Origin of the sequence: Pantoea sp. Sc1 (assembly GCF_000255315.1) — a bacterium.
Classification (GTDB): domain Bacteria; phylum Pseudomonadota; class Gammaproteobacteria; order Enterobacterales; family Enterobacteriaceae; genus Pantoea; species Pantoea anthophila.
Genome location: NZ_AJFP01000001.1, coordinates 1,294,820 through 1,308,354 on the forward strand (window position 1 = coordinate 1,294,820; position 13,535 = coordinate 1,308,354).

The window sequence follows — 13,535 nt, forward strand, 5'->3', positions numbered from 1 at the left end:
ATGAATGGGCTGCTTTTTATTACGCTGGCGGCGTTTGCGCTGCTGGCGCTGATCATTATTGTTCTGATCAAAACGACCCGGCTGCGTTTGTGGCAGGGGCTGGTTCTCTTTCTGCTGCCGCTGATACTGGCGAATCTGGTCTGGTTCAGCTGGGTCGCCCCGCATCGGTTGCAGGCCAGCCAGCATGAGCAGGCGGTGAAGCAGCTGGCAACAATGCCGGGCTACCGGGTGCTGCAGACGCAGGAACCGGCGCTGTGGCTGCTGCTGACCCAGGAGCTGACCCGCCGCATCCGGGCCGGAGAACCGGCTGAGCAGGCGACGGGCGAACTGCGCGGCTGGCTGATCGAGGTGATTAATCAGCGGCTGATGCGCGGAACGGATCAGGCGGTTGTTAACTATATCCGCGTTTCAGTCGAAGAGATGAAGGCGCTGAACAGACTCGATCCGGGCCTCTGCTTCCGTTATCTCTATCCGCAGGTGAGCGGAGGCATCAATTTGCTGACCACGCTGCCACCTTCCCTGAATCGCAAGGAGGCGGATGCGATGGAACAGCTGCTGCTGAACAGTCCTCCGCCCGATCAGCCACTGGATAAGCCGCTGGCACAGGCGGATCTGCAGAACATCGTCGGTCGCCTCTATCAGCAGTGGGGCGAAAAGCTGCAGCAGCTGAATATGCCTGCCGACACGGCGGTAGACCGTTCATCGCTGTGTGCCATGTCTATCGATCTCTACAGTGCCATTCTGGCATTACCTGACAAGCGCGCCGCTAATCTGTTACGTAGAATGATTGCCCTGACCGGTCAGTAACGGATGGCCGGAAGCGGGCAAAAAAAAGCCCGCTAAGCGCGGGCAGGGAAGAGAGGAACAGATTCTTATTTTTGGCATTTCCTGGTGTGGTGCAGTCTTTCGTTGGGTCTGACTGCATCCTGTCATGTCTGGTACGATAGCGATAGCCGTTTAATCGTATCGCATTAATTGGCAAAATCTTCTAAGGTTTCGATTTTTCGCGCATTAATCCTATGGATGCGTGACAGGCCGCGTCATACACTGCGCGGCAAAGTGAGGACAACGAAATGAAAAAATTAATTACCGGCGCACTGGCGCTTATTCTGCTGAGTGGATGTACCTCCAGCAAACCCGGGGCATTTGAACGTGTTGACGAAGATCCCAGCTCAAATACCGTTCAGTATCGGTTTGACCCGCTGAAGGTCAATCGTGATGCGATGGATATTGACCTGGCGAATTACTGCAGCAACAAAGGATTTGATAAAGTGGAGGCGCTGCCGGCACAGGAAAGTCATATTCCGGGGCTGAAGAAAGCGTGGTTCCAGTGTAATTACGCCATAAAAAGCTAAATAAAAAAGGGCGGGATAATTATCCCGCCCTGACGATGTTATATTTTTATTTTATGCTGTGTGACATCTTTGCCCGTTAATGGCGATGGTGACCGCCATGATACCCTCCGTGATGACCTCCGTAATAGCCTCCGTGATACCCGCCACCTCCATGGTGCCAGCCGTTGTCGTGCCTCGGGCTGATGATACAACCGCTTAATAAGGTCATCAGCGTTACCACCGAAGCGACTTTAATTAATCTCTTCATCGGAAGCGTCTCCTCTTTTCCAATGACTATGACATTACGACGGAAAAGTGGAGTGAGAATGCAGGCTTTGTAGAGTTATTTAAACAGATATGACGGAATATTTCAGCGCGGTCTTTTCTGCGGCGGCTGAAAATAAAGAAATCAGAATGGGCTGAATAATAAACACTATCAGAGAGAATCTTCTTAAAATCAAGCGAAAATAATTCTCATATGACCGTTTTTATCACTACATTATTAGCAGGTCAGTTTAACGGGAGAAAAACATGGCACATGAAGTAAGACATATTCTGGCATTACAGGCTGAGCTGGGCGAATGTCCGCTCTGGTCAGTGGAAGAACAGGTGTTGTGGAGTGTCGATATTCTGGCACCGGCGATTCACCGTTTCGACCCGGCCAGCGGTGAACTGCAGACTTTTCCGCAGGCGGAAGAGGTAGGCTGCATTGGTCTGCGCGAGCAGGGTGGACTGATCGCCGCCTTGCGTAACGGTGTCTGGCTGCTGGACGCACAGGGCCGGCCTGAGAAAAAGATTGCCGAAAATCCGGGTGACGCGCCGTTAAGCCGGTTCAATGATGGACGCGTCGATCCCTGGGGCAATTTCTGGTGTGGCAGCCTGTGGGAGCCGCAGGATAAAAATGGCGGCCTGCTTTGCCGCGTCACGCCCGACCTGACGCTGGAGGTGAAAGCGCGCGACATCAAAATCTCTAACGGGCTGGCTTTCTCCCCCGATCGGCGCTGGATGTATCACAGTGACACGCCGAACGAGACCCTCTATCGCTATCCTTTAGATGAGCAGGGGGAACCGGGCGAGCGTACGGTATTCCGGCGCTTCGATGCGAAAGGGGGACTACCGGATGGTGCTGCGGTGGATAGCGAAGGATTTTACTGGTCAGCCCAGTTCGATGGCGGACGTGTGGTGCGTATCGACCCGCAGAGCAGTGAAATCGTCGATGAGATCCTGCTGCCGGTGAAGTGGCCAACCATGGTGGCCTTTGGCGGCGCCGACCTTAAAACGCTGTTTATCACCAGCTCACGGGAAGATCGAACGGAGGAGGAGCTGGCGCGCTATCCCCTGTCGGGCGATCTCTTTGCTGTGGACGTGGCCGTGGCGGGTGTGGCAGAGCCGCGTTTCCGCGGCTGAGGATGAACGGGCCGTGGCAACACGGCCCGACAGGATCAGTGACGCTGCAATACCGGTGCTGGCGCAACCGTACGCTGTGGCAGACGGATAGTGAGTGACAGGAACAGGGAGATGACCAGCAGCGTCATAATCAGGCTGAATGTCACCGTGAAACCGCCAAACAGTGAGGCAACCAGTGAGCCCAGTACGCTGCCGATGCCAAAGCCGAGATAGAGCAGGCCATAGTTTTTGGTCAGGTTGTTAAGGCCGAAGAAGTCACTGACCAGCGAAGGGAATACCGTGATGGTTCCGCCAAAGCTGAAGGCCACACAGGCGAGCGACAGGAAGAAAGTGCTCTCATTCATCCGGGTGAAAAGCAGCACGCTCATCCCGATCAGCGACACTATCTGCGCCAGTGAAATCACCCGGATGCGCATCATCCGGTCGGACAGCACGCCCAGCACCAGACGACCGCTCAGGTTAGCGATGGCGATCACGGTGACGGCACTGGCGGCAGTCTGGGTGGTCAGATGCACCAGGCCTTCACCAATGTCTTTAGCCACCCCGATAACATAGAGACCACTCATGCAGGCGGTCAGGAACATCAGCGCCAGCATCCAGTACTGCGGCATACGCACCGATTGTGCCAGCGTATAATCACGCGCCTGTTGCTGACCTCGCTGGCTGCTGCTGTTTTCCTGCAGAGGCGCATCGCGCATCAGCAAAGCCCCCAGGATAATCATCGACATGGCCAGCACGCCCCAGATCATAAAGGTCTGCTCCAGACCCACCGAGGCCAGCAGAGCGCCGCAGATGAACTTGAATCCCAGACTGCCCAGGCCATATGCGCCAATGGCACAGGCAGAGATCATCCCTTTGCGCTCCGGGAACCACTTCACGCAGTTTGACAGCGTCATCAGGTAACCCGCCCCATCGGCCAGACCCACCAGCAACCCGGCGCTGAAATAGAGCATCATCAGGTTATCAGCCTGCGCGGTCAGCCAGAAGCCGACCGCCATTAGCACACCGGCTCCGATTGTGACGCGGCGCACGCCAAAACGTTCCTGTAATTTACCGGCCAGTGACGAGGCAATTGCCAGCCCCAGACTCAGCAGGCCAAACGAAAAAGCCACCTGACTGATCGGTGCATTCAGCTTGTGGGAGAGCTGGCCGTTGAAAAGACTCCATGTGTAGACTGACCCCAGCGCGAACTGAGTGATTACGGTGCCGAACAATGTAAGCCAGCGGGAACGCTGGTATGAAGCCTGCTGCGTCTGGTTCATCATTTATCTCTCCCGTCCGGGAATCTGGAAACTGCGGTCAGAATAAAGCAGTAACGCGCGCGCAGGCGTAGCAAACGCATGAACGGAACGGATCAGGGAATGAAATGCCATCCAGCGGGTATGAATGGCATTGTGCACTCTCTGTGAGGTCGCGCTGAAGGTAACCAAAGCGGCAACCTGATGAGTAAGCGTAATGAGCGGTAAGATAATGTTTCACACTGCTGTTTCTGTAAGCAGGTTTCCGGATCTTTTGCCAGGATAGGGGTTCACTCAACAGGAGGAAATATGAAAGACCGGACATATGAATCCACTACCAGTGAAGATGAAGTCTGCTGCATCATCGGTCAGGCCGTGGTTGAACTCAGTACAGAACAGCAGCCTGTGACGAAATCGACGCTGGCACTCAAGCTGCTGTCGATGGCTGACCGTGACGGTGACGATGAGCGTGTTCTGCTCTACTGGATTGCGCGCAAAGCGATCAATCAGCCGCAGCAACTCCTCCCGCAGTCGTGGGCATAACAGCCAGCCCATGCGGGCGCTATGCCCGCATCTCTGTCAGACGGTCGCCCGGCTAACGCTGAGCGGCCAGCGGGCAAACATCACGACATTGCCCAGCAAAATCATGACAAGGCCAGGGATGGCACTGGCGTGCCACTCATATCCCTCATAGCGGGTTGACAGCGCCAGCGCGACCAGCGGAAACAGCACCGTCGTATAGGCCGCCCGGCTGGCACCGATGCGACCCACCAGCGTAAAGTAGGCACCAAACCCCATCACCGATCCCACAATCGCCAGATAGCTTACCGCGCCTGTCCACTGCGCGTTCCACGTCGGCTGCAGTGAAACCCCCTGAAGCAGTGAAACCAGCGCCATCATTAACGCGCCGTACAACATGCCATAGCTGTTGGTGGTCAGCACGTCACGATGCAGACGCTGATGCCGCTGACTGATCATATTGCCGAATGAGAATCCCAGCGTGCCCAGCGCACTTAATCCAATGCCCCATAGCAGGCCCGCAGAGGTCTCTGTGTTGCGCAGATCGTGCCAGAACAGCGCCACAATGCCTGCCATACCCAGCACCATAGCCGGAAGCAGTCGCGCAGAAGGGCGCTGACGGAAAAATATCCAGCTGTTAATGGCGTTATAGATCACCGCCATGGAGAAGATGACCGACTCCAGACCACTGCTGATATATCCCGAAGCGTAATAGAAACAGACAAAATTGAAGCCAAACACACAGCAGCCCTGCAGCAGACAGAAGAGATGATCGCGCAGGGTCAGCTTATCCAGCCGCTTGATCAGCTTAAGCAGAAGCAGCATCACCACCGAGGCCAGTAAAAAACGCCAGAAAACCGCGACGGTCACCGCGCTGGCGCCCGCAGACTGTTGCGCATAAATCGCAATCCAGGTTGTGCCCCAGATCACCACCACAGAAAGATATAAAAACAGGTTCATGGCCTGAATCTCCACGTTAAAACGCGGAGTCTGCCCCGGTACGGCAATCAGGTCTTACAGCGGATTGCGCGGAGTTTGCAAAATCTTGCGCATTTTTCTGTGTCGTCCCGATGTGACCTGTTTTCTGTCCCGCGTTGTCCGTAAACTGGCACTCTGTTCAACCTGAAATGCGACCCCGATGCCTGTTTATCAGACTTTTGAAATGCTGCAGCGCCAGAAAGCCCAACTGCGTGATCAGGTGCAGCTTCACAGCGGCATTCAGCTGGCCGCCTGGTTTAACAGTGGCGATCGTGTCACCAACTTCAGCGATCACCACACGCTGAGCCTCTATGTCGCGGGGGGATATGACACCTGGCACAAAACTGCGCATGGCTGGCGCAACGGTGGGGCACCGGATCGCTTCTGTCTGATGCCTGCCGGCACCGAGTCGACCTGGGACCTGCGGGCCGATCTCGCCTTTGTCCATCTCTACTGCAGTGAGACGCAGCTGCGACAACTGGCTGAGCGGGTATGGGATCGCAGCCCGGCACAGTTAACCCTGCATGAGAAAATCTTTTCTGCTGACGACCGTATCACGCAGCTTTACCGGCACTTTCTGCTGAGCTGCGACTGGCAGCAGCCTGCCAGTCAGGTGATGCTGAGCAGCGCCTCCACCTTACTGCTGACTCACCTGTTGCAGCACTACAGCGACGTGCAGTGGCAGCTGCCCCAGGTGCGGGGCGGCCTGGCACCGGCGGTGTTACGGCGGGTGCTGGACTTTATTGAAACGCATCTCGACCAGCCTTTAACCCTGGCGGTGCTGGCACAGGAAGCGGCGCTCAGCGAGTTTCACTTTGCCCGCATGTTCCGGCACACCACCGGCGCAGCGCCACACCAGTTTGTGATGCAGCGTCGGATGGCACGCGCACACGCTTTGCTGGCACGTCCCGATCTGACACTGACTGAAATTGCCTTTCAGTGTGGTTTTCACTCTTCCGCGCATTTCAGCCATCGGTTCCGCCAGGTTTATGGCATGACGCCCTCCGCCTGCCGTCGGGCGCAGAGCTGAAGGCGGTTTTTAAAAACGTTTTAAATGTTCTCCGGCCGCGTTTTAAAGAGTGCGTGAATCGGTATCTTCTGGTGGCGTAAATCACCGCGCTGGCTGGGTGGGGGGGAGGGTTTAAATCTATTCTCACCAGCGGTTCCTGCAATTATCGCATTAAATCAGGCACGCTTTGTCTTAATAAAATTCGATGTCATTCTGGACATCTTTCTTAGGAATATTCCACAGTTTCTCCTGTCAGCCCGCGTTATAACGTCCGACGTTTCTGTCCGCCTTTATATCTTCTGTTCCAGAATGCTCCTTCAGTCAGTCAATGACTCTTTTTGGTGTGGCTGTATTGATGCAAATCAATGCCATAACCATTTACGCGTAATTTTTCGTTCGTTTTCACTGCAGCGACATAAATGTTTATTTAATTGCTCACTTCTGGCTCAAATCGCTGGTATGGCGACAATCACCGCTATTAAAATTCAGCAGAAAATTCTTAATATATTGAGTAAATAGCGTAATGATCTTAATATTTGATCTTATCTCGATCATTATTCTATTATCGTGCGTCTATAGCTTTAGTCTGAAAAATCCATGTAGCGATAATCTGAGGGATGATGAGATGTCGGATAGTTTCCAGAGTGAAGTGCCTAAGGCACGTATTAATTTGAAACTCGATTTGCATACGGGGGGCGCAAGCAAGAAAACGGAACTCCCCCTGAAATTACTGGTGGCGGGTGACTTCAGTCATGGTCAGGAATCTGAACCCCTGTCTGAGCGTAAGAAAGTTAATCTCAACAAAAATAACTTTGACGCAGTGCTTTCCGAATATTCCCCAAACGTCAATCTGACCGTTAAAAACACACTTGCCGGTGATGGCAGTGAGGAAAATATCACGCTGACATTCCAGAGCATGAAGGATTTCACCCCGGAACAGGTTTCACGGCAAATACCCCAGCTGAAAGCCATGCTTTCCATGCGCAATTTACTTCGCGATTTAAAAGCCAACCTGCTGGACAACCAGGCATTCCGAAAAGAGCTGGAAAAGATTCTGCTCGATCCGGCATTGAGCGCAGAACTCAGAGCCGAACTCTCCGCCCTGGCCCCGAAACAGCCATAACGATCACGATGCTTTAACGGATTAATAAGGAAGATGCTGATGTCTGTAAAAAATGAGAATGCCGCGGGTGGCGAGAGTGTCGTGCTGGAACGTCCTGTTGCCGGTGGGGTATATGCCTCCCTGTTTGAAAAAATCAACCTGAACCCGGTGTCTGAATTGAGTGCGCTGGACATCTGGCAGGACGCGCAGGCGATGTCAGATGCGACCGCGGATGAGCGTCTGACTGCCGGGATGCAGGTGTTTCTGGAATGCCTGACAAAGTCGGGCTCAAAAGTCGAAAAGCTTGACAAAAACCTGATTGACCACCATATCGCAGAACTGGACTATCAGATCAGCCGCCAGCTTGATGCCGTGATGCATAGCGAAGAATTCCAGGCAGTGGAAAGCCTGTGGCGCGGCGTGAAATCCCTGGTTGATAAAACCGATTTCCGTCAGAACGTGAAGGTTGAACTGCTGGATATGTCAAAAGAAGAGCTGCGTCAGGACTTCGAAGACAGCCCGGAAATCATCCAGAGCGGATTGTATAAGCAAACCTATATCGAAGAGTATGATACACCGGGTGGCGAACCGATTGCCGCGCTGATTTCCGCTTATGAGTTTGATGCGTCTGCGCAGGATGTCGCGCTGCTGCGCAACATCTCCAAAGTCTCTGCCGCAGCACATATGCCGTTTATCGGCTCGGCTGGCCCGAAATTCTTCCTGAAAGATTCGATGGAAGAAGTAGCTGCTATCAAGGATATCGGTAACTACTTTGACCGCGCGGAATACATCAAGTGGAAATCCTTTCGCGAGACGGACGACTCCCGCTACATCGGTCTGGTCATGCCGCGTGTGCTGGGCCGTCTGCCCTATGGCCCGGACACTGTGCCTGTTCGCAGCTTCAATTATGTTGAGGAAGTGAAAGGCCCGGATCACGACAAATATCTCTGGACCAACGCCTCTTTTGCTTTTGCGGCAAACATGGTGCGCAGTTTTATCAATAACGGCTGGTGTGTACAGATTCGGGGCCCGCAGGCCGGTGGTGCGGTTCAGGATCTGCCTATTCATCTGTATGACCTTGGCACCGGCAATCAGGTGAAAATTCCGTCCGAGGTCATGATCCCGGAAACCCGCGAATTTGAATTTGCCAACCTGGGTTTCATTCCGCTGTCCTATTACAAAAACCGCGACTATGCCTGCTTTTTCTCGGCGAACTCCACTCAAAAACCTGCGCTGTATGATACGGCAGATGCGACGGCCAACAGCCGTATTAATGCCCGTCTGCCCTACATCTTCCTGCTGTCGCGTATTGCCCACTATCTGAAGCTGATTCAGCGTGAAAACATCGGCACCACTAAAGACCGTCGTCTGCTGGAGCTGGAGCTGAATACCTGGGTGCGCAGTCTGGTCACGGAAATGACCGACCCAGGCGACGAGCTGCAGGCCTCTCACCCGCTGCGTGACGCCAGAGTGGTGGTGGAAGACATTGAGGATAACCCCGGCTTCTTCCGCGTGAAGCTCTATGCCGTGCCGCACTTCCAGGTGGAAGGGATGGACGTCAACCTCTCACTGGTTTCTCAGATGCCTAAGGCCAAATCGTAAGCTAAGGCAGGAAGCCAATGAAAACGGAACAGCCGTTATGGGGCCGGGGGCAGATGATCTCACCCCAGCATTTCCAGCAGCAGGCCGCGTATGCGGCCTGGTCAGCGGAATGCATCGCCCGACTGGGGCTCTCCCATCCCTGGGGGGTGATTGAGGCAACTTTTGAACCTGACGCATTAAAACTGGGCCGCCTGCAGGCCAGTCATCTGCACATCCGCTTTCCCGACGGCACGCTGGTCGACACGAATAGGGGCGATGACCTGCCACCGGTGCTGGCGCTTGAAGGGGAATCCCGGGATGTCGGGGTGGTTCTGGCGCTTCCGCTGATGCGGGCAAACGGGGGCAACTGTCTTAAGCCTGATGAGGTAGCCGATCGCCCGGTTCGTTATCGTCAGTGCTGGCGGGATGTTCGCAACCTCTTTGGGGAAGATACCCGTCAGATTGCGGTGATGCAGCCCGCGCTGACGCTGCGTTTTGCTCATCAGAACAACAGTGATTACCTGACCTGCCCGGTCGCCCGTCTGCAGCAGGATTCGCAGGGCCGCTGGACACGCGATGATGCATGGCCGGCGGCGCGGACATCAAAGGGTCCGTGGACGTTCAGGATCGAGACGGCAGCATTGAAGTGGTTGCACAGCAGCATAACCTCTACATCCCGACCGACAACAACACCGGCAAGCTGACCGGCACCCGTATTCACACCCCGTTCCTGTTTACCAAGGAGATCGACTCCTCCAGCCCCTATCTGTACAAGGCAGTGACCACCGGGCAGACCCTCAAATCTGCTGAATTCAAATGGTACAGGATCAACGACGCGGGCCAGGAAGTGGAGTACTTCAACACCAGACTGGAAAACGTGAAGGTGGTGAAAGTGAACCCGGTGATGCACGACATCAAAAATCCGGCTTTCGAGAAGCACAATCATCTTGAGCAGATTGAATTGCGCTACGAAAAAATCACCTGGACCTACAAAGACGGCAACATCATTCATTCCGACTCCTGGAACGAACGCGCCACCGCATAAGTCACGAGCGGGCAGAGCTTCTCTGTCCGCTCTTTTTGCTGAGCGTCTGCCTGTGCGGGCGCTCAGCAAAAAACATCACATCCCGGAAACAGACCTCATGGGCCTCGGTAACGGCCAGGGGCGGTAGCGTGCCTGAACGGTCCTCAACAGTGAGCAAGCAAATATGGAAAACCCGGCAATCCTTCTTCGACGTCTCAACCCTTACTGCGCCCGTGCGATGGAAGGGGCAGCTTCCCTGTGTCAGATTCGCGCCCATGCTGAAATCCTGCCGGAGCACTGGCTGCTGAAACTGCTGGAGCAGGGTGAAGGTGATCTGACGGTGCTGGCCCGCCGCTATGAGTGGGATATGGACGCCATCTGGCAGGATTTGCTTGCCTGGCTGGATAAGCAGCCGCGTTCAGTACGCCAGCGTCCTCAACTGTCTGACACCATTCAGACATTGCTGCAGCAAGCCTGGCTGATTGCTTCTCTGAACGGTGAGGAACAAATCCGCAGCGTCCATCTGCTAATGGCGCTGGCAGATAAACAGAAACTGGTGCGCTGTGACGGGCTGTGGCCACTCCTGACACTGGGCCAGAGTCAGCTGGAACGTCTGCGTCCGCTGCTCGATGCACAGTCGGACGAACGCCCGGAACTGCAGCAGGAAGCGGAACTTGCGCAGAGCCACAGCGGCGGGATGGAATTTGTCGGCCGTCCGGTGGGTGCCGAGCTGAAAGAAGGCGAGCTGAGCCCGGCGCTGCAGAACGCGCTGGATAAATTCACCCTCGATGTCACTGCGAAAGCGAAAGAGGGCAAAATCGACCCGGTGTTTGGCCGTGATACGGAAATCCGCCAGATGGTGGACATTCTCTCGCGCCGTCGCAAGAACAACCCGATTCTGGTGGGCGAACCGGGTGTGGGGAAAACCGCGCTGGTGGAAGGCCTGGCGCTGCGTATAGCCGAAGGCAACGTGCCGGAATCTCTCAGGCCGGTTGTTCTGCGCACCCTGGATTTGGGGCTGCTGCAGGCGGGCGCGGGCGTGAAAGGCGAGTTCGAACAGCGTCTGAAAAACATCATCGACGCGGTGCAGCAGTCTCCGCTACCGATTCTGCTGTTTATCGACGAAGCCCACACCATTATCGGTGCCGGTAATCAGGCGGGTGGCGCGGATGCCGCCAACCTGCTGAAACCGGCGCTGGCGCGCGGCGAACTGCGCACTCTCGCCGCGACCACCTGGAGCGAGTACAAACAGTACTTCGAGCGCGATGCCGCGCTGGAGCGTCGCTTTCAGATGGTAAAGGTCGACGAGCCGGATGATGAGACCGCCTGCCTGATGCTGCGCGGTCTCAAATCCCGCTATGCCGAGCACCATAACGTGCATATCACCGATGATGCAGTGCGCGCTGCGGTCACGCTCTCCCGCCGTTATCTGACCGGTCGCCAGCTGCCGGACAAAGCGGTCGATTTGCTCGACACCGCCGCCGCCCGCGTGCGCATGAGCCTTGATACCGTTCCGGAGCAGCTGACCCGCATTCGCGCGCAGATTACTTCGCTTGAAATGGAGAAGCAGGCACTGCTGGAAGATATTGCTTTTGGCAGTCAGAGCCACAGCGAGCGTCTGACGCTTATCGGGCAGGAAGAAGTACAACTGATCCTCAAACTTGATGAGCTGGAAACCCGGCACGGTCAGGAGCTGAAAGTCGCAGAGCAGTTGCTGCAAAGCCGCCAGGACTTCTCCCGTCAGGGCGAAACTCACGCGCTGCAACAGCAACTGAACGGAATGCAGCACAGCAATCCACTGCTCTCGATCGATGTGGACGTGCGCACCGTTGCCACCGTCATTGCCGACTGGACAGGCGTGCCGCTCTCTTCGCTGATGAAAGACGAACAGACCGAACTGCTGAGCCTGGAGAAGGAAATCGGCAAACGCGTGGTTGCCGGCGCACGCAACGTCGACAGCCTGCTTAATCAGCAGATTCTGCCGGTGCTGAGCCAGCAACTGCTGACCCACATGGCCGCGAAGCAGAAACCACACACCCTGACGCTCGGCTGGAGCGACGAAGAAGGTATCTCGCTGGACTTTAACCGGACTGAGGGAGAGAACGTATGAGCAGTCATCCCCCGATCAGATTCAGTCATAACCACCACATGCTGGCAGTGAAAGGCTGTACGGCGGAACCTGACGTGCTGGCCTTTGAGGGCGATGAGGCCTTAAGTAAACCGTTCAGCTACCGCATTGAATTCACAAGCTCTGACCATGCCATCAGCAAAGAGATGATGCTGATGAAAACCGGCTCGCTGACGGTGCAGGCCCCGGTGGACCAGGGTTACGGCATTAAAGTGCAGCAGGCCGTGCGCACCCTTCAGGGGGTAGTGACCGGCTTTGAACGCCTCAGCACCTCAAAAGATGAAACCCATTATGCCCTGACACTCCGGCCACGCCTGGCGCTGCTCGACCGTTCGCACCAGAACGCCATCTATCAGGACATGTCGGTCCCGCAGATTGTGGAAAAAATCCTGCGCGAGCGTCACAACATGCGCGGCCAGGATTTTCTGTTCTCGCTGTCAAAAGAGTACCCGCGCCGTGAGCAGGTGATGCAGTACGGTGAGGATGACCTGCACTTTATCACCCGCCTGCTGGGTGAAGTGGGTATGAGCCCCGCCTGAAAAAGATAGACGTTGTTCTGCTTGAGCAGCACGTGCCCGGCGAACTGCGCTATGCCATTGATGCAGAGCTGAAAGGCGTCGGACTTGTCCGCTACGGCACTGAGTTTATGCCCGAGGGGCGGGTGCTGTTGAGGCACCTGAAGCAACATCACTATCTCGACACCACAACCCGGATCTGAGGCCAGAAAGCACCATGTCTCTAAAAACACAGTTCCTCAAAAAACTGCAGGACAGGCAACGTGACCCGGTCTCATTTACCTGTAAAACGCAGGCTGATATAGCGGCATTCCGCCTGCGAATGACACAGCTTCAGGAGCAGATGGATATATGGCTGACAGATACCGGCCTGCATGTTGAAACGCAGTCCGTGTCCGTCACGGACCTGCTGGTCGACAGCGGAGCGTTTGAGATTGCCAGTATCGTCCTCCATATCGACAACCGGTCTGTAAACTTTGTGCCGGTATTCCTGTACGGTCAGGGCGTAACAGGATGCGTGGAGGTGACCTTCCGGGATGGCGTGCAGGTGACGCCATTGGGACGACTATTCATGCGGTCAGTTTCGGTGAACGACTGGACCTTTGCTCCGTCTGGTGATCTCTCCCGTTCCGGGCAGGGGTTTAACGAGAGCACATTTTTTAGCCTGATTATTGCGCTCCTGCAGTAGCGTCTGAGGCTG

Annotated in this window: 11 protein-coding genes and 4 pseudogenes; 13 read left to right on the forward strand and 2 right to left on the reverse strand. The window is 55.4% G+C overall.

From position 1 onward, the window contains the following. The 3 genes from S7A_RS06105 (at position 1) to S7A_RS06115 (ending at position 2,741) form a co-directional block, all read left to right on the forward strand. Positions 1–807, forward strand: coding sequence for a hypothetical protein (locus S7A_RS06105; protein ID WP_009088891.1), 807 nt, complete (start codon positions 1–3; stop codon positions 805–807). Between the two features lie 266 nt (positions 808–1,073). Next, positions 1,074–1,355, forward strand: coding sequence for a lipoprotein (locus tag S7A_RS06110; protein WP_009088892.1), 282 nt, complete (start codon positions 1,074–1,076; stop codon positions 1,353–1,355). Positions 1,356–1,865: 510 nt separating this feature from the next. Continuing rightward, positions 1,866–2,741 (forward strand): SMP-30/gluconolactonase/LRE family protein, encoded by an 876-nt coding sequence (locus S7A_RS06115; protein WP_009088893.1) that lies wholly within the window; start codon positions 1,866–1,868, stop codon positions 2,739–2,741. A 35-nt stretch (positions 2,742–2,776) separates the two neighbouring features. On the opposite strand, the gene S7A_RS06120 is transcribed toward S7A_RS06115, so the two are convergent. Then, a complete protein-coding gene (locus S7A_RS06120; RefSeq protein WP_033736497.1) occupies positions 2,777–4,003 on the reverse strand; it encodes an OFA family MFS transporter in 1,227 nt (408 codons plus the stop codon). A 285-nt stretch (positions 4,004–4,288) separates the two neighbouring features. Here S7A_RS06120 and S7A_RS06125 point away from each other — a divergent pair, with 285 nt between their 5' ends. Then, positions 4,289–4,522: a hypothetical protein gene (locus tag S7A_RS06125; RefSeq protein ID WP_009088895.1), complete on the forward strand. Its 234-nt coding sequence runs from the start codon at positions 4,289–4,291 to the stop codon at positions 4,520–4,522. A gap of 36 nt (positions 4,523–4,558) precedes the next feature. Here the strand turns inward: S7A_RS06125 and S7A_RS06130 are convergent, their stop codons facing one another. Continuing rightward, entirely contained in the window at positions 4,559–5,458 is a 900-nt protein-coding gene (locus tag S7A_RS06130; protein ID WP_009088897.1) for a DMT family transporter, read from the reverse strand. A gap of 178 nt (positions 5,459–5,636) precedes the next feature. On the opposite strand from S7A_RS06130, the gene S7A_RS06135 reads away from it, so the two are divergent. The 9 genes and pseudogenes from S7A_RS06135 (at position 5,637) to S7A_RS06170 (ending at position 13,523) form a co-directional block, all read left to right on the forward strand. After that, on the forward strand, positions 5,637–6,506 hold the full coding sequence (locus tag S7A_RS06135) for a helix-turn-helix domain-containing protein (protein WP_009088898.1): 870 nt from the start codon (positions 5,637–5,639) through the stop codon (positions 6,504–6,506). A 604-nt stretch (positions 6,507–7,110) separates the two neighbouring features. Continuing rightward, complete coding sequence (tssB, locus tag S7A_RS06140) at positions 7,111–7,608, forward strand: type VI secretion system contractile sheath small subunit (protein WP_009088899.1); 498 nt, start codon at positions 7,111–7,113, stop codon at positions 7,606–7,608. Between the two features lie 33 nt (positions 7,609–7,641). Continuing rightward, positions 7,642–9,189: a type VI secretion system contractile sheath large subunit gene (tssC, locus tag S7A_RS06145; RefSeq protein WP_009088900.1), complete on the forward strand. Its 1,548-nt coding sequence runs from the start codon at positions 7,642–7,644 to the stop codon at positions 9,187–9,189. Positions 9,190–9,206: 17 nt separating this feature from the next. Further along, positions 9,207–9,755 (forward strand): annotated as a pseudogene (gene tssK / locus S7A_RS06150) (type VI secretion system baseplate subunit TssK); the annotation flags it as partial. After that, complete coding sequence (hcp, locus tag S7A_RS06155; RefSeq protein ID WP_033736161.1) at positions 9,752–10,213, forward strand: type VI secretion system effector Hcp; 462 nt, start codon at positions 9,752–9,754, stop codon at positions 10,211–10,213. The pseudogene tssK and the gene hcp, both read left to right, overlap by 4 nt. A gap of 163 nt (positions 10,214–10,376) precedes the next feature. Next, positions 10,377–12,128 (forward strand): annotated as a pseudogene (locus S7A_RS06160) (AAA family ATPase); the annotation flags it as partial. 170 nt (positions 12,129–12,298) lie between these two features. After that, positions 12,299–12,847, forward strand: a pseudogene (gene vgrG, locus S7A_RS06165) (type VI secretion system tip protein VgrG); the annotation flags it as partial. Beyond that, positions 12,844–13,038: pseudogene (locus S7A_RS20730) on the forward strand (type VI secretion system baseplate subunit TssE); the annotation flags it as partial. The pseudogenes vgrG and S7A_RS20730, both read left to right, overlap by 4 nt. Before the next feature lie 14 nt (positions 13,039–13,052). Further along, the gene (locus S7A_RS06170) at positions 13,053–13,523 is read left to right on the forward strand and encodes a hypothetical protein (protein ID WP_009088911.1); all 471 of its coding nucleotides are present in this window, start codon (positions 13,053–13,055) and stop codon (positions 13,521–13,523) included. The last annotated feature ends 12 nt before the right edge of the window (positions 13,524–13,535 follow it).

What these genes read in the sequence shown, in the direction of transcription:
- S7A_RS06105 (WP_009088891.1), top strand. Translation starts at nt 1, where the DNA reads ATGAATGGGCTGCTTTTTATTACGCTGGCGGCGTTTGCGCTGCTGGCG.
- S7A_RS06110 (WP_009088892.1), top strand. Translation starts at nt 1,074, where the DNA reads ATGAAAAAATTAATTACCGGCGCACTGGCGCTTATTCTGCTGAGTGGA.
- S7A_RS06115 (WP_009088893.1), top strand. Translation starts at nt 1,866, where the DNA reads ATGGCACATGAAGTAAGACATATTCTGGCATTACAGGCTGAGCTGGGC.
- S7A_RS06120 (WP_033736497.1), bottom strand. Translation starts at nt 4,003, where the DNA reads ATGAACCAGACGCAGCAGGCTTCATACCAGCGTTCCCGCTGGCTTACA.
- S7A_RS06125 (WP_009088895.1), top strand. Translation starts at nt 4,289, where the DNA reads ATGAAAGACCGGACATATGAATCCACTACCAGTGAAGATGAAGTCTGC.
- S7A_RS06130 (WP_009088897.1), bottom strand. Translation starts at nt 5,458, where the DNA reads ATGAACCTGTTTTTATATCTTTCTGTGGTGGTGATCTGGGGCACAACC.
- S7A_RS06135 (WP_009088898.1), top strand. Translation starts at nt 5,637, where the DNA reads ATGCCTGTTTATCAGACTTTTGAAATGCTGCAGCGCCAGAAAGCCCAA.
- tssB (WP_009088899.1), top strand. Translation starts at nt 7,111, where the DNA reads ATGTCGGATAGTTTCCAGAGTGAAGTGCCTAAGGCACGTATTAATTTG.
- tssC (WP_009088900.1), top strand. Translation starts at nt 7,642, where the DNA reads ATGCTGATGTCTGTAAAAAATGAGAATGCCGCGGGTGGCGAGAGTGTC.
- hcp (WP_033736161.1), top strand. Translation starts at nt 9,752, where the DNA reads ATGGCCGGCGGCGCGGACATCAAAGGGTCCGTGGACGTTCAGGATCGA.
- S7A_RS06170 (WP_009088911.1), top strand. Translation starts at nt 13,053, where the DNA reads ATGTCTCTAAAAACACAGTTCCTCAAAAAACTGCAGGACAGGCAACGT.